The organism is Bradyrhizobium sp. 2TAF36 (genome assembly GCF_052114925.1).
GTDB lineage: Bacteria > Pseudomonadota > Alphaproteobacteria > Rhizobiales > Xanthobacteraceae > Bradyrhizobium > Bradyrhizobium barranii.
The window spans coordinates 14701-32909 of record NZ_JBFRFR010000004.1 but is presented as its reverse complement, the minus strand read 5'-3'; the positions used below and the strand labels follow the sequence as shown (position 1 = coordinate 32909).

The 18209-nt window shown below is 64.8% G+C and carries 16 protein-coding genes and 1 tRNA gene; 7 read left to right on the top strand and 10 right to left on the bottom strand.

The annotated features are described in order from the left end of the window. Positions 1 to 23: 23 nt before the first annotated feature. Complete coding sequence (locus AB4Z51_RS03060; RefSeq protein WP_085400435.1) at positions 24 to 797, bottom strand: DUF2189 domain-containing protein; 774 nt, start codon at positions 795 to 797, stop codon at positions 24 to 26. 299 nt (positions 798 to 1096) lie between these two features. On the opposite strand from AB4Z51_RS03060, the gene AB4Z51_RS03055 reads away from it, so the two are divergent. Next, on the top strand, positions 1097 to 3328 hold the full coding sequence (locus tag AB4Z51_RS03055) for an ATP-binding protein (protein WP_441497028.1): 2232 nt from the start codon (positions 1097 to 1099) through the stop codon (positions 3326 to 3328). 2 nt (positions 3329 to 3330) lie between these two features. On the opposite strand, the gene AB4Z51_RS03050 is transcribed toward AB4Z51_RS03055, so the two are convergent. The 7 genes from AB4Z51_RS03050 to AB4Z51_RS03020 form a co-directional block, all read right to left on the bottom strand. Continuing rightward, positions 3331 to 3774 (bottom strand): hypothetical protein, encoded by a 444-nt coding sequence (locus tag AB4Z51_RS03050; RefSeq protein ID WP_028159430.1) that lies wholly within the window; start codon positions 3772 to 3774, stop codon positions 3331 to 3333. 2 nt (positions 3775 to 3776) lie between these two features. Continuing rightward, complete coding sequence (locus AB4Z51_RS03045; protein WP_085400432.1) at positions 3777 to 4145, bottom strand: YybH family protein; 369 nt, start codon at positions 4143 to 4145, stop codon at positions 3777 to 3779. 80 nt (positions 4146 to 4225) lie between these two features. Next, positions 4226 to 4693: a MarR family winged helix-turn-helix transcriptional regulator gene (locus tag AB4Z51_RS03040; RefSeq protein ID WP_028159428.1), complete on the bottom strand. Its 468-nt coding sequence runs from the start codon at positions 4691 to 4693 to the stop codon at positions 4226 to 4228. A gap of 13 nt (positions 4694 to 4706) precedes the next feature. Beyond that, positions 4707 to 6317, bottom strand: coding sequence for an acyl-CoA synthetase (locus AB4Z51_RS03035; protein ID WP_085400430.1), 1611 nt, complete (start codon positions 6315 to 6317; stop codon positions 4707 to 4709). Between the two features lie 124 nt (positions 6318 to 6441). Further along, on the bottom strand, positions 6442 to 7584 hold the full coding sequence (locus AB4Z51_RS03030; protein WP_085400429.1) for an epoxide hydrolase family protein: 1143 nt from the start codon (positions 7582 to 7584) through the stop codon (positions 6442 to 6444). Positions 7585 to 7798: 214 nt separating this feature from the next. Then, entirely contained in the window at positions 7799 to 8254 is a 456-nt protein-coding gene (locus tag AB4Z51_RS03025; RefSeq protein WP_085400427.1) for a GatB/YqeY domain-containing protein, read from the bottom strand. A 33-nt stretch (positions 8255 to 8287) separates the two neighbouring features. Further along, positions 8288 to 9016 (bottom strand): alpha/beta fold hydrolase, encoded by a 729-nt coding sequence (locus AB4Z51_RS03020; protein ID WP_085400425.1) that lies wholly within the window; start codon positions 9014 to 9016, stop codon positions 8288 to 8290. Positions 9017 to 9162: 146 nt separating this feature from the next. On the opposite strand from AB4Z51_RS03020, the gene carA reads away from it, so the two are divergent. Further along, positions 9163 to 10353, top strand: a complete 1191-nt coding sequence (carA, locus tag AB4Z51_RS03015) for a glutamine-hydrolyzing carbamoyl-phosphate synthase small subunit (RefSeq protein WP_441497027.1) — start codon at positions 9163 to 9165, stop codon at positions 10351 to 10353. Between the two features lie 155 nt (positions 10354 to 10508). Next, positions 10509 to 11036: a cupin domain-containing protein gene (locus AB4Z51_RS03010; protein WP_085400424.1), complete on the top strand. Its 528-nt coding sequence runs from the start codon at positions 10509 to 10511 to the stop codon at positions 11034 to 11036. A gap of 119 nt (positions 11037 to 11155) precedes the next feature. On the opposite strand, the gene AB4Z51_RS03005 is transcribed toward AB4Z51_RS03010, so the two are convergent. Beyond that, positions 11156 to 11680 carry a Dps family protein gene (locus AB4Z51_RS03005; protein WP_063985503.1) on the bottom strand — a complete coding sequence of 175 codons (525 nt, stop codon included), beginning with the start codon at positions 11678 to 11680 and terminating at the stop codon, positions 11156 to 11158. A gap of 115 nt (positions 11681 to 11795) precedes the next feature. On the opposite strand from AB4Z51_RS03005, the gene AB4Z51_RS03000 reads away from it, so the two are divergent. Next, positions 11796 to 12497: a class I SAM-dependent methyltransferase gene (locus AB4Z51_RS03000; protein ID WP_085400422.1), complete on the top strand. Its 702-nt coding sequence runs from the start codon at positions 11796 to 11798 to the stop codon at positions 12495 to 12497. Between the two features lie 54 nt (positions 12498 to 12551). Next, a tRNA-OTHER gene (locus tag AB4Z51_RS02995) sits at positions 12552 to 12627 on the top strand. 132 nt (positions 12628 to 12759) lie between these two features. Here the strand turns inward: AB4Z51_RS02995 and AB4Z51_RS02990 are convergent. After that, positions 12760 to 13131, bottom strand: a complete 372-nt coding sequence (locus AB4Z51_RS02990; RefSeq protein ID WP_135215185.1) for an ArsR/SmtB family transcription factor — start codon at positions 13129 to 13131, stop codon at positions 12760 to 12762. A 112-nt stretch (positions 13132 to 13243) separates the two neighbouring features. Between AB4Z51_RS02990 and AB4Z51_RS02985 the strand changes: the two genes are divergently transcribed. Both AB4Z51_RS02985 and carB read left to right on the top strand, forming a co-directional pair. Continuing rightward, positions 13244 to 14413: an MFS transporter gene (locus tag AB4Z51_RS02985; protein WP_441497026.1), complete on the top strand. Its 1170-nt coding sequence runs from the start codon at positions 13244 to 13246 to the stop codon at positions 14411 to 14413. A gap of 144 nt (positions 14414 to 14557) precedes the next feature. Then, a complete protein-coding gene (gene carB, locus AB4Z51_RS02980; protein WP_441497025.1) occupies positions 14558 to 18022 on the top strand; it encodes a carbamoyl-phosphate synthase large subunit in 3465 nt (1154 codons plus the stop codon). The last annotated feature ends 187 nt before the right edge of the window (positions 18023 to 18209 follow it).

The following is an 18209-nucleotide window of genomic DNA, read 5'->3' as shown; positions in this document are numbered from 1 at the left end:
TTCCGTTGCATCCGGCTCCCCTCTTACGGCACCGGTACCACCAGCCGCCGATAGAGATGCCACGTCGCATGCCCGAGCACGGGCAGCGTCACGACCAGTCCGAGAAAGTACGGCAGCGCCGAGACGATCAGCAGCATCACGATCACCGCGGCCCACGAGATCATCGGCAGCGGGCTGGTCACCACCGCACGCACGCTCGTCACCATGGCGGTGACGAAATCGACCTCGCGGTCGAGCAGCAGCGGAAACGACACCACCGTCAGCGAGAACAAGATCAGCGACAGCGCGGCACCGACCGCGTTGCCGATGACGAGGAACAGCAGGCCCTCATTCGTGGTCAGCACCACCGTCATGAATTCCTGCAAGCTAGAGAACGAGGCGTGCAGGCCGAGCAGCAGCGCGATGAGCAGCCGCACCTGGTACATCCAGATCACGAACACGAACAGCGTGACGAAGGCCATCCAGCCGATCTCGCTGCGCGCGCGTATCGCCGACCAGATCGCGCCGAAGGAGACCGGCTCGCCGCGCTCGCGGCGGCGGCTGACCTCGTAGAGGCCGATCGCCACGAACGGCCCGATCAGCGCAAAGCCGGCCGCAAGGGGATAGACGAGATAGACCATGCCGAAGGCGGTGAGGCAGAGCATGATGGCGATGCCGCCGCCTGCGTAGAGCGCGCCGAAGCAGAGTCCGTAGAGCGGCAGCGCCTGGAAATCGCGCAAACCCTCGACCAGCGCCTCGGCGATGTCGGTCGCCGCCACGGGACGCACCACCGGATCGACTTTGCCCGAGATCGACATGCGGCTCCTCTCCTCGTCACCGGCACGATCTCCGTCGCGCGCGATCCCGATATTAGCGCCCTCGCGACCTGCGCGCACGCGCGCGTTGATTGCGGGATGACGGTATCCCGGGAGGCCCGACACCAGCCCGACAGAGCCTCGCGGGCGAACCTTCCGGGGACTCATCCGTGATGTGCGCGGCCGAAATTTTCCGCGCGAGGGCTTTTTCGGCGCGATGCCTATGGACTGGGCGGAGGGTGGTGCCGCAGATTGCATCTTCGAACCAGCACGCGCGACGACCAAATTGGACCGCCCGACCGATGAGCTTGCGTACCCGGCTACTGATACTCGTCATTGCGGCCATGCTGGTGCCGGCCATCCTCGTCGGCTTACGTTTCGTGCAAAATCGCAGCAGCGAAATCAACGCGGCCCTGGCCAATCTGACCGCGACAGCCGACGACATTGCGAGCGACCTGGACGAGAAGATCCAGGGCACCGCCCAGCTTCACTATGGTCTCGCCCGTGCACGCGATCTCGACACGCGCGACAAGGCGGCGTGCTCGGCGTTCCTGTCGGAAGTGCGCGAGGAATACCCACAGTTCACCGGGATATTGACCATCGATCCCGACGGTAGCCTGTTCTGCGATTCGCTGCGGACCAACCGCACCCTCGACCTCCGGGATCGCGCCTATTTCAAGCAGGCCCTGGCGTCGCGCAGCATCGCGCTCGAGCCGGTATTCGGCCGGCTGACCGGCCTATCGGTGCTCCAGATCGCCTATCCGGTGCGATCGGAGACGGGCGCCCTGAAGCTGATCCTGCTCGCATCCTTCAACCTGCGCAAATTCGCGGAGTTTCACGACAAGCGGCTGCTCGGCCAGAAGGAGATCCTGCTCCTCGACAGCAAGGGAACGGTTCTGGTCGCCCCCTCCCGCGGAGGATGGACCGAGCCGGTCGGCACGTCGGTCGCGGGATCCGATCTGCTCCGCTTCGCTGCAACGCCGGACCGGAAGGCGTATCAGGAGGTGACCGATCGCGACGGCCGGACGCATGTCTGGGCTGTCGCCGCGCGCTCGCCTTCGACCCGCGATGCCGGCCTCTACATCATGGTCGGACGGTCCAAGGACGGACTGGTCGCCGCGGCGAATCGCCGGCTCTACGAGGATGTGGCGATACTCGCGGTGGCCTCGCTGCTGCTGCTCGCGGCCGTCTGGATCCTTGCAACCGTGAGCGTCGGGCGCCAGGTCGGACGTCTCGCCACCATGGCGAAGAAACTTGGGCTCGGAGATCTCAGCGCGCGAATTCCGCCTCCCCACCCGGGCGGCGAACTGGGCGGATTGATGACCCTGCTCAACGACACCGCCGAGTCGCTCGAGCAGCAACGCGCCGCCATCGCCGACCTCAGCCACAAGCTCAGCCAGTCCCAGAAGATGGAAGCCATGGGCCAGCTTACCGGCGGCGTGGCGCACGATTTCAACAATCTTCTAACCGTCATTCTCGGCAACTCCGAGCATCTTGCCGACAGGCTGGCCGGCAACGAGGAATTGCACCGGATCGCCAACGACATCGCGACCGCCGCCGAGCGCGGCTCCGACCTGACGCGGAGCCTGCTCGCCTTCGCGCGCAAGCAGCCCCTGAGGCCGCGAGACATCGACATCGCCGCGAAGATTCACGAGATGGAGCAGCTGTTGCGCCGGCCCCTGGGCGAGCACATCGAATGCACCTTCGCGCTCGAACCGGATGTGTGGCTGACCAGCGTCGATCCCGGCGAGCTGACAACTGCGCTGCTCAATCTCGTGCTCAACGCGCGCGACGTCATGCCGCTCGGCGGCAAGCTGACGATCGAGGCGCGCAACACCTCGCTCGGTGAATCCGACCTTGACGTCAACGGCGAACCGCGGCCGGGCGACTACGTCATGGTGGCCGTGACCGACACCGGCAGCGGCATGACCGCCGAGGTGGCGAGCCGGGCGTTCGAGCCGTTCTTCACCACCAAGGAGGTCGGCAAGGGCACCGGGCTCGGCCTGAGCATGGTCTACGGCTTTGTGCGGCAATCCGGCGGCGTTGTGCAGATGCAGTCCGAACCGGGACAAGGCAGCGTCGTCAGGCTGTTCTTTCCCCGCCTTGCAACGCCACCGAACGAGCAGCCGTCACCCGCGGAACGGATCGTCGCCCCCGACGGAAGCGAGACCATTCTTGTCGTCGAGGACGACGACATGGTTCGGGCCTATGTCGAGAGCGAGCTGAAGACCCTCGGCTATCGCGTCATCGCGGCGTCGAACGGTCCCGCGGCTCTCGAACTGTTGCGCCGCCCCGGCGACATCGACCTGCTGCTCACCGACGTCGTGATGCCCGGCGGCATGTTCGGGCCGGAGCTTGCCAGGCAAGCGACCAGCTTGCGGCCCGGGCTCAAGGTGCTCTTCACCTCGGGCTACACCCAAAATCCCGTCAAGACGCCCGACGGGGTCGGCGACGCCCGCATCCTGACAAAACCGTTCCGGCGGAAGGATCTTGCCGCGATGCTGCGGTCCGCCCTGTCGGCGTCGCCGCGCTGAAATCAGGAAGAGAACGCCAGCCGGAGCGCTACGCCGAGATTGGCTACGAACAGAGCCGCGTCGATGACGAAGATCCTGAGCATCGGACCTTTCAGCACAGGCCAGTAGGCCACCCCGACGCGCCCACCGCGCATCAGGACCGGAAGGTTATAGGCGAACTGGCTGAAGTGGCAGGCGGCAAAGAACAGGAACAGCGCGAGCTGGGCCTCGATCGGCTGGAAGAAAGCCGGACGAGCGGCCAGAAGGTAGAACGACAAAAGCCCGATCGGCAGATTCATCCCGCCCAGGAACGCCACGCTGGCCGCCAGCGTCGGCGCGATCGGATTGCTGCGCTCTTCGCGCGGCAGGAGTATCTTCAGCGTATTGCCCTGCGCGACGCTGAACTGGATGAACGCGCCGCCGAACCAGAGTGTGTTGAGGAGCAGGACGAAATCCGAAAGGTGCATGATCATTTTCCGTAGAAGGCTTCGCTGCGCACCACACGGCCCGCATCGTCGAAATCCATGAACTCGCTGGCGCGCGTGTCGCCGAGCTGCCACCACACCGTCACGCGCGCGATCGCCTCGTCCCAGCTCCAGCTCAGGATCTTGAGGTCGGCGCTTTCGATGTGGCCATAAGCCTCGCGCCAATAAGCGCGGATGTTCTCGGCGCCGGTGACGACCGGAGAACCGGTCAGTGATAGTGCCAGAGGGCTGCGCATCTGCGCATCGTCAGCGAAATGCGCGACGACCGCGTCGATATCGACCCGGCACCAGCTCGCACACCATGCCGCGACGAAGCGCTCGGCGGCTGCGCGATCCATTGTCCGTCCGCTCATGGCGGAGCCCTCCCCTGGCTCGTTGCCGGGAAAGTGGCAAAGCTCGCACCTCATGTCAACTATGTTGACTTCAAGAATCGTCAGTTGTTGTCGGCGATCGCCCCCATGACGGCCATCCATGCCGCCGCACCCGAAGCCCCGGCACGGTCGAACGCTTCGCGCAGGACCTTGCGCTCGTGATCCGATGCCTTTTGCTCGATGCGTCGCCCGGCCTCCGTCAGGCGCAGCAGCTTGGAGCGATGCTGCTCGGGTGCCCGCTTCGACGTCAGGAGCTTGCGCTCCAGCAGCAGGTTGAGCGGCCGGTTCAGGGCTTGCTTGGAGATGCCGAGGATCTCGATCAGCGAGCCGATCGCGATATCGGGACGGCGCGCCACCACGTAGAGGATGCGGTGGTGTGGACGCGACAGGCCCTGCTTCGCAAGATATTCATCGGCCTCCAGCGTCATCCCGCGCCAGCCGTAATACATCAGCTCCAGCGCCGCATCGAGATCGTGCAGTTTCGGAAGTGAGGCGCGGTGAAGCCCCGCAGCTTGAGACGTCTTTGCCATTGTCTGAAAGAGCCTAACCTCGCGCCCGCAGCTCGCGCCGCAGCACCTTGCCCGTGGCCGTCATCGGCAGTGTCTCCGCGAACTCGACGAAGCGCGGATATTCGTGCGCGGCGAGTTGCACCTTCACGAACTCCTGGATCTCGCGCGCGAGCGTGTCGCTTGCCGCGAAGCCGGGACGCAGCACGATCCAGGCCTTGATCGATTCGGTGCGGATCGAATCGGGGATGCCGACCACCGCCGCCATCGCCACCGACGGATGCTTCATCAGCGTGTGCTCGATCTCGGACGGGCCGACGCGGTAGCCGGCGGTGGTGATGACGTCGTCCTCGCGGCTGACATACCAGAAATAGCCGTCCTCATCCCGCGTACCGAGATCGCCGGTCAGCAGGAATTCGCCGGCATATTTCTTCGCCGTCGCGTCCGGATTGCGCCAGTATTCGAGCATCGTGCACGGGCATGGCTGGCGCACGCCGATGATGCCGCGCTGCCCCGTCGGCAGCTCCTCGCCCTTGTCGTTGACGATGCGGACGTCGAAGCCCGGCGTCGCCTTGCCCATCGAACCCGGGCGGATCGGAAACAGGTTGGAGTTGCTGCCGATCACGAGATTGCACTCGGTCTGACCGAACACTTCATGCGCATCGATGCCGAATGTCTCGCGCACCCAGCCGAGCAGCTCGCCGCCGAGCGATTCACCGCCGGTGAAAATGCTGCGCAGCTTGACGTCCGGATGCTTCACGCCGGCCTGCCGCATCAGCTTCAGCGCGGTCGGCGGCAGGAAGACGTTGCGGACACCGAGGTCGGCCATCATCTGCATCGCCGCCTGCGGCTCGAACTTTCGCGCACGGTGACCGACCAGGGGGATGCCGTGATACCAGAACGCGAACAGGCCGTTGACGAGGCCGCCGATCCACGCCCAGTCCGCCGGCGTCCACATCAGATCGCCGGGGCGCGGCAGGAAGTTGTGGCACATCTCGACATTCGGCAGGTGGCCGAGCACGACGCGATGCGCATGCAGCGCGCCCTTCGGATTGCCCGTCGTGCCTGACGTGTAGATGATCAGGGCGGGGTCGTCGGCGGAGGTGTCGACGGTCGCAAAGTCCTCGGACGCGGTTTCGATCGCCGACCAGAACGGTTTTGCACCGGCATGGACGGCGCCGCTCGTGACATAGATGTCCTGCAGATAGGGCAGCCGATCGCGGATCTTCGTGAGCTTCTCCCAGCCCGCCTCATCAGTGATGATGGCCCTTGCTTGCGAATTCGACAGGCGGAATTCCAGCGCGTCCTCGCCGAACAGCGCGAACAGCGGGATCGAGATCAGCCCGGATCGGAACGCGGCCATATGCGCGATCGGCAGCTCCAGCGACTGCGACAGGAACACCGCGACGCGGTCGCCGCGCACGAGCCCATCGGCCTTCAGCACATTGGCGAAGCGGCGCGACATCTCCGCGACCTCGTCGAACGAGGTGCGCGTGGTTGCGCCGTTCTCGTCGACATAGAGCAGCGCGAGGCGGCCCGTGCCGTCGGCATGGCGGTCGCAGCACGCTTCCGCCATGTTGAAGCGCGCCGGGACGTCCCAGCGGAAGTTGCGATAGAGCTCGTCGTAGGTTGCGGCTTCGGTCAGCATGGTCGTTTCCCGGCAGCGTCGTCACAGCCGGGCGTGTCCCGGCCATCCACGTTCTTGTTTCGACCTGAGTTTAAGCGCGTGGGAGCCCGGGACAAGCCCGGGCATGACGATGCGGAGGCATCCCCTAACGGCGCACCGTCTGGAAGAATTTCCTGACGTCGCCAACATACAGCTCCGGCTGCTCGAATGCGGCGAAATGCCCGCCCTTCTCCATCTCGCTCCAGTGCGTGATGTTGGGAAAGTTCGGCTCCATCCAGCGCCTGACCGGCGTGATGATCTCCTTGGGGAACACGGCGACGCCGGTCGGCACGTTGACCCTAGGCGTGGTGCGGCGTTTGCCAAAACTCTCCCAGTAGAGCCGCGCTGAGGAGGTCGCCGTCTCCGTCGCCCAATAGAGCATGACGTTGTCGAGCAGCTCGTCCTTGTCAAAAATGTTTTCAGGATGGCCGTCGCAATCGGTCCAGGCCCAGAATTTTTCCAAAATCCAGGCCGCCTGCCCGCTTGGCGAATCCGTCAGGCCATAGCCGAGCGTCTGCGGCCGCGTCGATTGCTGCTTGGAATAACCGGAATCGAGATCGACATAATGCTTCAGGCCGGCGAGCGCGCTCTTCTCTTCCGCCGTCGGCTCGCCCTCGACCTTCGGTGCCGCGTTGAAGGCGAGCGTGATGTGAATGCCGGCGCAATGCTCGGCGTCCTGCGCGCCCAGCGATGTCGTCACCGCCGAGCCCCAGTCGCCACCCTGCGCGCCGTAACGCGCGTAGCCGAGCCGATCCATCAGCTTCGCCCAGGTCGCGGCGATGCGGTCGACGCCCCAACCGGTGGTCTTTGGCTTGGCGGAGAAGCCAAAGCCCGGCAGCGACGGGCAGATCACGTGAAACGCATCCGCAGGATTACCGCCATGCGCGGCAGGATCGACCAGCGGCGCGATCACCTTCTGGAATTCGACAATCGACCCTGGCCAGCCATGGGTGATGATCAGCGGCAGCGCCGATGGCTCCTTCGAGCGCGCATGCAGGAAGTGGATGTCGAGCCCGTCGATCTCGGTGGTGAACTGGTCGAAGCGGTTGAGCTTTGCCTCGCGGGCGCGCCAGTCATAGCTGTTGGCCCAGTAGGCGCAGATCTCCTGAATCCATTTCAGCGGCGCGCCCTGGCTCCAGTCCTCGACCAGCTCCGCCTCCGGCCAGCGCGTGCGGGCGAGGCGGGATTTGAGGTCGGTGAGAATGTCGTCGCTGATGGCGATGCGAAACGGTTTGATGGCGCCGGTCATCGGTTGCCCCCGATTGTTTCTGCGGGAGAGAGTAGACCGGATTGCAGCGCCATCAAAGGTGCCCCTTCTCCCCTTGCGGGAGAAGGTGGCGCGAAGCGCCGGATGAGGGGTTTCGCTCCGCGGAAACTACTGCGAGAGGGTCGCCCGCGGAGAGAGACCCCTCACCCGCCTCGCTTCGCGAGGCACTCTCTCCCGCAAGGGGAGAGGGAAGAAGCTAGCCCGTCAGCGCGGCCTTCACCAGGCCGCTGGCCTTGCCGAAATCCATCTGGCCGGCGTACTTCGCGCGCAACACCGCGATCACCTTACCCATGTCCTTCATGCCGGCAGCGCCCGTCTCCACGATCGCATCCGCGATCACCTTCTTCACTTCGTCGTCCGACATCTGCTTCGGCAGATAGGCCGAGATCACCGCGATCTCCTCGCGCTCCTGGGCAGCGAGCTCGGCACGGCCGCCCTTGTCGTAGAGCTCGACCGACTCCTGGCGCTGCTTGATCATCTTCTGAAACACGCCGAGCAGGTCGGCGTCCGACAGCGGCGGCTTGCCGTTGCCGCGCGCCTCGATGTCGGCGTTCTTGATGGTCGAGTTGACCATGCGCAGCGTGGAGAGCTTGCGCTCCTCCTTGGCCTTCATGGCCTCCTTGACCGCGTTGTTGATGTCGTCGCGCAGCATGATCGTGATCCCTTCGAATATCCGACGCCTGATCTAGGCCGTTCGCGGCCCCGAGACAACCGGGGCTCCCAGCCATTCGACCAGCGCTCGCGTCGTCGCCTCGGGCTGCTCCGGCTGCGGCAGATGTCCGCAATTGGCCAGGATCACCAGCCTCGCGCCCGCTATGCCCTCCGCCATCTCCTTGGAGAACGCGTTCGGAATCGTGTTGTCCTGATCGCCTGTCAGCACCAGCGTCGGGCATTTGATCGTCGCCAGCGTCGGCCGTGAATCCACCCGCGCAATGATCGCGGTCTGCTGCCGCAGATAGCCTTCGACGCCGACGTCCTCGCCCTGCTCGTGCACGAGCTTCCGAATGCCGGCATCGTCGTGGCGCGAGGGATGCACCAGCTCGGGAAACATCTCCTCGCGCGCCGCGCTCAGCTCGCCGCGCCTCGCCCGTTCCATCAGGCCGCGGCGGCGCGCGGTCGCTTCCGGTGTATCGGGCCGGGCCTGGGTGTTGATCAGCGCGAGCTTCAAAACCCGCTCGGGCGCCTGGCGCATGATCTCGAGCGCGATATAGCCGCCCATGGAGTGGCCGGCGAGCGCAAAGCGCGGCGGGGCCTCGCTCAGCACGCGCCGGGCGATCGCCGCCATGCTGTCGTCGCGGATATGGTTGGCAATCATCACCGGGCCGAACCGCCAGAGTGCCGGGACAACCGGGGCGTAGATCCGGGCCGAGGAGGCCAACCCCGGAACCAGCAGAAGCGGGGTGGTCTGGTCCATTATTGCCTCGCGAGCCCGGGAAATTGGCGGAAATTATCCTCCCAAGCTTAAGTGCCTGAGGGGACCTGTCAAATATGCAAAAACGCATGTGAATCGGCGCTCGTCCGCTTTGACGGCGGCGCCGGCCCGGACTATGAACCGGGCTCATGACACAACATGACAACGATACCGCCTGGCCGGACCACAAACCGACCGCGCTCCTCGTGCTCGCCGATGGCACGGTGCTTGAAGGCTTCGGTCTCGGCGCCGAAGGCCATGCCGTCGGAGAGGTCTGCTTCAACACCGCGATGACCGGCTATGAGGAGATCCTCACCGATCCCTCCTATGCCGGCCAGCTCATCACCTTCACCTTCCCGCATATCGGCAATGTCGGTACCAACGAGGAAGACATCGAGACGGTGAACATGGCCGCGACGCCGGGTGCGCGTGGCGTGATCCTGCGTACCGCGATCACCGATCCCTCGAACTACCGCGCCACCAAGCATCTCGACGCCTGGCTCAAGGCGCGCGGCATCATCGGCCTTTCCGGCATCGACACCCGCGCATTGACCGCGCTGATCCGCAGCAAGGGCATGCCCAACGCCGTGATCGCGCATGCCAGGAACGGCGAGTTCGACCTGCATGGCATGAAGGAAGAAGCGCGCGAATGGCCGGGCCTCGAGGGCATGGACCTCGTGCCGATGGTCACCTCGGGCCAGCGCTTCACCTGGGACGAGACGCCCTGGCTGTGGGACAAGGGTTTTGGCCGCCAGGACAAGCCCGAGTTCAACGTCGTCGCCATCGACTACGGCATCAAGCGCAACATCCTGCGCCTGCTCGCCGGCGTCGGCTGCAAGGTGACGGTGGTGCCAGCGACGACCTCATCGGAAGACATTCTGGCGATGAAGCCGGACGGCGTGTTCCTGTCCAACGGCCCTGGCGATCCGGCCGCGACGGGCAAATACGCGGTGCCGGTGATCCGGGACGTGATCAAGTCGGGCACACCGACCTTCGGCATCTGCCTCGGTCACCAGATGCTCGGCCTTGCCGTCGGCGCCAAGACCAAGAAGATGCATCAGGGCCATCACGGCGCCAATCATCCCGTGAAGGACGAGACCAYCGGCAAGGTCGAGATCACCTCGATGAACCATGGTTTTGCGGTGGACGAGGCGACGCTGCCGAAGGGCGCGACGCAGACCCACATCTCGCTGTTCGACGGCTCCAATTGCGGCATTCAGCTCGACGGCAAGCCGGTGTTCTCGGTGCAGTACCACCCCGAGGCCTCGCCGGGCCCGCGCGACTCGCACTATCTGTTCCAGCGCTTCGCGGACCTGATGCGGCAGAAGAAGAGCGCGTAACGCTGGCTCTCCTGCAGTTGCCTTGACGACATCGAGCCCGGGCCTTGACCCGGGCTCTTGTCGTTCCGGGCTCGACGCTGCGGTTCGCCTGGACGCAAGGAACGTCGTCTCACGCCCCTCGTTGATTCCTGCTACGCTCACGCAGGAGCCCTGCCATGTTCGTTGTCCGCGACAATGCCGAGCCACGCGCCATCGTGTTCAAAGATGACGGGCTCGTGCCGAACAACATCCTTCCCTTCCTGGTCTATCGGGATGCGGTGAAGCTCGATTCCAGGCGCCCCGAGGCGACCATCGAAAACCTGTTCGAAGCGAATAGCTGGGGCGGCACGTGGCGCAACGGCGTCTACGACTATCTGCACTATCACGCGACGGTGCATGAGGTGCTCGGCGTCGCGCGTGGCAGTGCCCGCGTCCGCTTCGGCGGCGACCATGGCCAGGAGCTGGAGATCAAGGCGGGCGACATCGCGATCCTGCCGGCCGGCACGGGGCATCAGTGCATCAGTGCGAGCGACGATTTCTGCATCATCGGGGCCTATCCGCCGGGATCGAAGATGGTGGTGACGCGGGCAACGCCGGAAAACCACGCCAGGGCACTGAAGACAATTCCCGAGGTCGCGCTGCCGCCGGCCGATCCGGTGACGGGCAAGAACGGGGCGTTGATGAGGCTGTGGAGCCGGCCATAAGCGCGACGCCGTAGGGTGGGCAAAGCGGAGCGTGCCCACCAATCAGTTCAAGCCGCAAGGACGGATGGTGGGCACGGCGCGCAAGAAGCGCGCCTTTGCCCACCCTACGGCAATGTCCCTTACGCCTCGTTGCCGCCTTCCTGGCGGGTGGCCTCGAACAGGAACCACGTCCGGCGCTCGGTCTCGTCGATGAAGTTTTCGAGGATGCTGGCGCTGGCGACATCGCCGGCGTCGTCGCAGACCTCGTGCGCCTTGCGCATCGCGCTTGCGACGTGCTTGTTGTCCTGCATCAGCTCGCGCAGCATCTCGCGTGGCGGGACGTAGTCCTCGTTGTTGTCCTTGATGGTCTGGAGCTTGGCGACCTGGCCGATCGACTTCAGCGTGGTGCCGCCGATCTTGCGGACGCGTTCGGCGAGCTGGTCGGTGGTGGCGAAGATCTGGTCGGACTGCTCGTCGAGCAGCAGATGATAATCGCGGAAATGCCGGCCGCTGATGTGCCAGTGGAAATTCTTGGTCTTCAGATAGAGCGCGAACGCATCGGCCAGAAGCACGTTGAGCGCCTCAGAGACCTTCTTGACCCCATCGGGCGACAGATCGGTGGGGGTATCGAGATCGGGCGAGACCTTGGTGGGGGCTTTGCTCACGGGAAACCTTCCTGTTAGGACGCGGACATTGACGGYGCGCCGTCGCACCCCTAACGCAAGGCGGGCAGCGCCGGTTCCTTGACAGGAACCGTTTGGCCGGGACCTACGAAATACCATGGACGATTGGATCGATTATTACGACTCCACGCATACGATCTATGTCAGCAAGCTGCATCGCGACTTGCACTTCCAGATCATCGCGCGGGACATCATCGGCTACATCTCATCGCCCGAGGCGACCGTGCTCGACTATGCCTGCGGCGAGGCGCTGTCGGCGAGCCAGGTGGCCGCGGCCTGCGGCAAGCTGATTCTCGCCGAGCCCGCCCCCGGCGTGCGTGGCCGGCTGATCGCGCGATTTGCCCCGAACACCAAGATCCGCGTCCGCTCCCTCGACGACGTCCGCAAAATGCAGGACCAGTCGATCGACCTCGCGGTGATGAACTCGGTCGCGCAATACATGACGCCGGACGAGCTCGATGCCGCGCTTGTCAACATCCGGCGATTGCTGACCCCGTCCGGCAAGCTCGTGCTCGGAGATATCTTGCAGCCCAATGTCGGCATGTTCAGGGATGTGATGGCGCTGCTCAGCTTCGGCCTGCGTCACGGCTTCCTGAAGGACGCGCTGATCGGGCTGATCAGCACCGCGCTGTCAGATTACCGTCATCTGCGCACGCGCATCGGGCTTCAGCGCTATGGCGAGGACGAGATCGTCGCCAAGCTGACCGCGGCGGGCTTCTCTGTCCAGCGCGCCCACACCAATATCGGCCATAATCGCTGGCGCATGACCTTCATCGCGCGGCCGCCTCTGGTCCGTTAAGCATAATGACTGCCCGAGGTGGCTTGTCACACGCTGATAGGTAAAGATCGCCGCGGCCCGGTGGCGGAAGCGTCTACGCGAGGGCGGTGCAACGCTCTTCATCCTGGTTCAAATCCAGGCCGGGTCTCCAGCCTTCGCTGGCTCCGCCAGCTTCGGCTAGGCAAGCCGTATCGTGCGAAGGCTGCCTCGGCGAAGCCCGAAGGGCGAAGACGGGCACGCTTCGACGGACCGCCCAAAGCAAATTCTCGAAAACTCGCAAACTTCAATCCATTTCAACCGTTTCGCACTCCGACAGCAGCTGTAGCCGGTCGACATCCTTGGCTGCGGAGCTGAGCACAGCATCGAGCAGCCCCGGAAAGCGCGCGTCCAGATCCTCGCGGCGGAGCCGCATGAAGCGGTTGGTGCCCGCCACGCGCGTCAGCATCAGGCCGCATTCGCGCAGCTTGGCGAAGTGGTAGGCGAGGTTGGATTTGCCGGAAAGGCCGCTGAAGTCGCCACAGCAGAGTTCGCTGCTGACACGTTCCTGCTGGGCGAGCTGATAGACGATGGCCAACCGGATCGGATCGCTCAGGCAATCCAGAACCATCGGCAGCTCGATCTGCTCGCGGGTGGGATGAAGGGGTGTGCGGCTCATGGTGAGGAATCATAGCAAATTGGCCGCGTTGTTCAATAGTTCTTGAACCAATTGACTTCTTAGCCTTTGCATTCAATAGTTCAATAAACGTTGAACATAGGGATATTGTCCAATGAGCGTGTTCTGGCTGGCTCTCGCGGCCTTCGCGATTGGTACCGAAGGCTTTGTCATTGCAGGGCTTTTGCCGTCGATCGCCGCCGATCTTTCGATTTCCGTCCCTGCCGCCGGCCAATTGGTCACCGCCTACGCCCTCACCTATGCGGTGGGTTCGCCGATCCTGGCGGTGACGCTGAACAATATCGACCGCCGCACCGTGCTGGCCCTCGCGCTGACGACCTTCATTGCCGGAAATCTCGTCGCGACGGTGGCTTCCAGCTACGCCCTGCTGCTGGCCTCCCGCATGCTGATGGCGCTGGGCTCCGGACTGTGCATGCCGACGGCGCTCGCCGTATCGGTGGCGGTCGCCGCGCCCGAACGGCGCGGCCGCGCGGTGGCGCTGGTCACCTCGGGCCTCACGGTTGCAACCGTGATCGGCGTCCCGCTCGGCAATCTCGTCGGCAGCCTGCTCGGATGGCGCGCGACCTTTGCCATGGTGGCCCTGATCGGCGCGGTTGYGCTTGCCGGCCTGCTGCTTGGCCTGCCCCGCGGCCTGCCGCGCAACACCGCCTCGCTCAGCGAACGGCTGGCGGTGGCGCGTCACAGCAATGTCGTGATCGCGCTTCTGATCACGATCCTATGGGCGCTCGGCGGCTTCACTGTGTTCACCTACTTCGCGGTCCCGCTGCGCGGCCTCGGCTTCGACGCCGCGCAGATCAGCCTCGCGCTGCTGGTGTTCGGCGGCGCCGCCGCCATCGGGAACATGCTGGGCGGTGTCCTGGCCGACCGGCTCGGCACGCTCGCCACCGCAGGCCTCGGGCTCGCCGGCATGGCGAGCGCCCTGATCCTGCATTCGCTGGTCCTGAAGTTGATGCCCGGACAGGCGCATTATGCGGTGCTGGGCGCGATCTTCCTCTGGGGCATCTCGGGCTGGGCGTTCTATCCGGCTCAGATCGCCAGCATCATCCGGATCGAGCCGCAGGCCTCGATGATCGCACTCTCGCTCAACGCCTCCGCGATGTATCTCGGCTTCGCCATCGGCGGGGCCCTGGGCGGCGCGGTGCTGGCCACCCTCTCGCCAACCGACCTTGGCTGGATCGGCGGATCGAGCGTTGCGGCCTCGCTGCTGGTGCATCTCGCCCGTGGCTGGCAGGCACGGCCAAAACCCGTCAAAATTGCCGGTTGATGGGCGTTTTTCGGGGTTTCGCCGCCCCGAAAACTGGTCTAAGACCCACCCGCGCGCGAGGGGAGACCCCGCGCTCTCGGCTCAAGGGGACGCGCGGCAAGCGCGCCCTTTTTTTGTGCCCAAAATCCACTTCGGCGAGAGTTGATGCCCAAACGTACAGACATCACCACCATCCTGATCATCGGCGCCGGCCCCATCGTGATCGGCCAGGCCTGCGAGTTCGACTATTCGGGCACGCAAGCGGTGAAGACGTTGAAGGAGGAGGGCTATCGCATCGTCCTCGTCAATTCCAACCCGGCCACCATCATGACCGACCCGGAATTGGCCGACGCCACCTACATCGAGCCGATCACGCCCGAGATCGTCGCCAAGATCATCGAGAAGGAACGTCACGTCATTCCCGGCGGCTTCGCGCTGCTGCCAACCATGGGCGGACAGACCGCGCTGAACTGCGCGCTGTCGCTGCGCCGGCAGGGCACGCTGGAAAAGTTCGACGTCGAGATGATCGGCGCGACCGCGGATGCGATCGACAAGGCGGAAGACCGTCAGCTATTCCGCGAGGCCATGACCAAGATTGGACTTGAGACGCCAAAGTCGCGGCTCGCCAACGCGTCCGAGTTGAAGAAGTCCTTCCGCGACAAGCACCGGGCCGAACGCGAGAAGCTGTCGGGTGCCGCCCTCGAGGAACACGAACGGCAATGGGTGCTCGGCGAAAGCGACCGCCGCAAGCGCTACCAGGAATACGCGCTCGGCCAGGCGCTGATGGCACTGTCCGAGATCGGCCTGCCCGCGATCATCCGTCCCTCCTTCACGATGGGCGGCACCGGCGGCGGCATCGCCTACAACAAGGAAGAATTCCTCGACATCATCGAGCGCGGCCTGGATGCGTCTCCGACCAACGAAGTGCTGATCGAAGAATCCGTGCTCGGCTGGAAAGAGTACGAGATGGARGTSGTSCGCGACAAGRMRGACAAYTGCATCATYRTCTGCTCGATCGAGAACCTSGAYCCRATGGGCRTSCACACSGGCGACTCSATCACGGTCGCGCCGGCGCTGACGCTGACCGACAAGGAATACCAGATCATGCGCGACGCCTCGCTGGCGGTGCTGCGCGAGATCGGCGTCGAGACCGGCGGCTCCAACGTGCAGTTCGGCGTCAATCCCGAAGACGGCCGCATGGTCGTGATCGAGATGAATCCGCGCGTGTCGCGGTCGTCCGCACTGGCCTCGAAGGCCACCGGCTTTCCGATCGCAAAGGTCGCCGCCAAGCTCGCGGTCGGCTACACGCTGGACGAGATCGCCAACGACATCACCGGCGGAGCGACGCCGGCCTCGTTCGAGCCGACCATCGACTACGTCGTCACCAAGATTCCGCGCTTCGCCTTCGAGAAATTCCCGGGCGCGTCGACCACGCTGACCACGTCGATGAAGTCGGTCGGCGAAGTGATGGCGATCGGCCGTACCTTCCAGGAGAGCCTGCAGAAGGCGCTGCGCGGACTCGAGACCGGCCTGACCGGGCTCGACGAGATCGAGATCGAGGGGCTAGGCCAGCACGACGACAAGAACGCGATCCGCGCCGCGCTCGGCACGCCGACGCCGAACCGGCTGCTCCAGGTCGCCCAGGCCATGCGGCTCGGCTGGTCGAACGAGGACATCTTCAACTCCTGCAAGATCGATCCGTGGTTCCTCAGCGAGATGCGCGGCATCGTCGACATGGAGGAGAAGGTCCGGAAGAACGGCCTGCCGGGCAACGCCTTCGGCATGCGCACGCTCAAAGCCATGGGCTTCTCCGATGCGCGGCTCGCTGTGCTCGCCGAGACGACGGAAGCTGACGTGACGGCGAAGCGCCACGCGCTCGGTGTCCGCCCTGTCTATAAGCGCATCGACACCTGCGCGGCCGAGTTCGCGTCGCCGACCGCCTACATGTATTCGACCTATGAGGCGCTGTTTGCAGGCGCGCCCGCGGACGAGAGTTCGCCGTCGGACAAGAAGAAGGTCATCATCCTCGGCGGCGGGCCCAATCGGATCGGCCAGGGCATCGAGTTCGACTATTGCTGCTGTCACGCCTGCTTCGCACTGCATGACGCCGGCTACGAATCCATCATGGTCAACTGCAACCCCGAGACGGTGTCGACCGACTACGACACCGCCGACCGGCTCTATTTCGAGCCGCTCACCGCCGAGGACGTGCTGGAGATCATCGCGAAGGAGCGCACCAACGGCACGCTGCACGGCGTGATCGTGCAGTTCGGCGGCCAGACCCCGCTGAAGCTGGCGCGTGCGCTGGAAGCCGCCGAAGTGCCGATCCTCGGCACCTCGCCCGACGCCATCGACCTTGCCGAAGACCGCGACCGCTTCAAGCGCGTGCTCGACAAGCTCCGGCTGAAGCAGCCGAAGAACGGCATCGCCTATTCGGTCGAGCAGGCGCGCCTGGTCGCAACCGATCTCGGCCTGCCGCTGGTGGTGCGCCCGTCCTACGTGCTCGGCGGCCGCGCGATGCAGATCATCCGCGAGGAGAACCAGCTCAGCGACTATCTGCTCGGCACGCTGCCGGAGCTGGTGCCGGCGGACGTCAAGGCGCGCTACCCGAACGACAAGACCGGGCAGATCAACACCGTGCTCGGCAAGAACCCGCTGCTGTTCGACCGCTATCTGTCCGATGCCACCGAGATCGACGTCGACTGCCTTTGCGACGGCAAGGACACCTTCATCGTCGGCATCATGGAGCACATCGAGGAAGCCGGCATCCATTCCGGCGACAGCGCCTGCTCGCTGCCGCCGCACTCGCTCGATGCCAGGATGATCGAGGAGCTGGAGCGGCAGACGCGTGAGCTGGCGCTCGGCCTCGACGTCGTCGGCCTGATGAATGTGCAGTACGCGATCAAGGACGGCGAGATCTACGTGCTCGAAGTCAACCCGCGCGCCTCGCGCACGGTGCCCTTCGTCGCCAAGGTGGTCGGCACGCCGGTCGCCAAGATCGCAGCGCGCATCATGGCCGGCGAGAAGCTCGCCGACTTCAAGCTGAAGAAGGCGGACTTCAAGCATGTCGGCGTGAAGGAATCGGTGTTTCCGTTCGCCCGCTTCCCCGGCGTCGACACGGTGCTCGGCCCCGAGATGCGCTCGACCGGCGAGGTCATGGGCATCGACAGCTCCTTCGCGATAGCCTTTGCCAAGAGTCAGCTCGGCGGCGGCACGCGGGTGCCGCGCAAGGGCACGGTGTTCGTCTCGGTTCGCGAGAGCGACAAGACGCGCATCGCCGAGGCCGTTCGCGAATTGCATTCGCTCGGCTTCAAGGTGCTGGCGACATCGGGCACGGCGCGCTTCCTGACCGATCAGGGCATCCCGACCGAGAGGGTCAACAAGGTGCTTGAGGGACGGCCGCACATCGTCGATGCCATCACCAATGGCGACGTCCAGCTCGTCCTCAACACCACCGAGGGCCCGCAGGCGCTCGCCGACAGCCGCTCGCTGCGGCGCGCGGCCCTCTTGCATAAAGTGCCGTATTACACCACTCTTTMCGGGGCCGTGGCGGCCGCGCAGGGCATCCGCGCCTATCTGGGCGGGGACCTTGAGGTTCGTACCCTGCAGAGCTACTTTTCGGAAACCTGATCGCTAGCAACGGCGACGCTTCCGCTAAGTGACTGGCAATGAAGCCACAATGGCCGGAGGAACTGTCCGGCCGTTGTGGTTGTTCTGTTCCGGCGCCAGACCCACATAACCGTTCCGGTGGCCGTATATTCAGCCCCGGAAGTACTGACGAATCAAGGTTGCCGCGCCCTGTGTCTTGCCGGGGCGC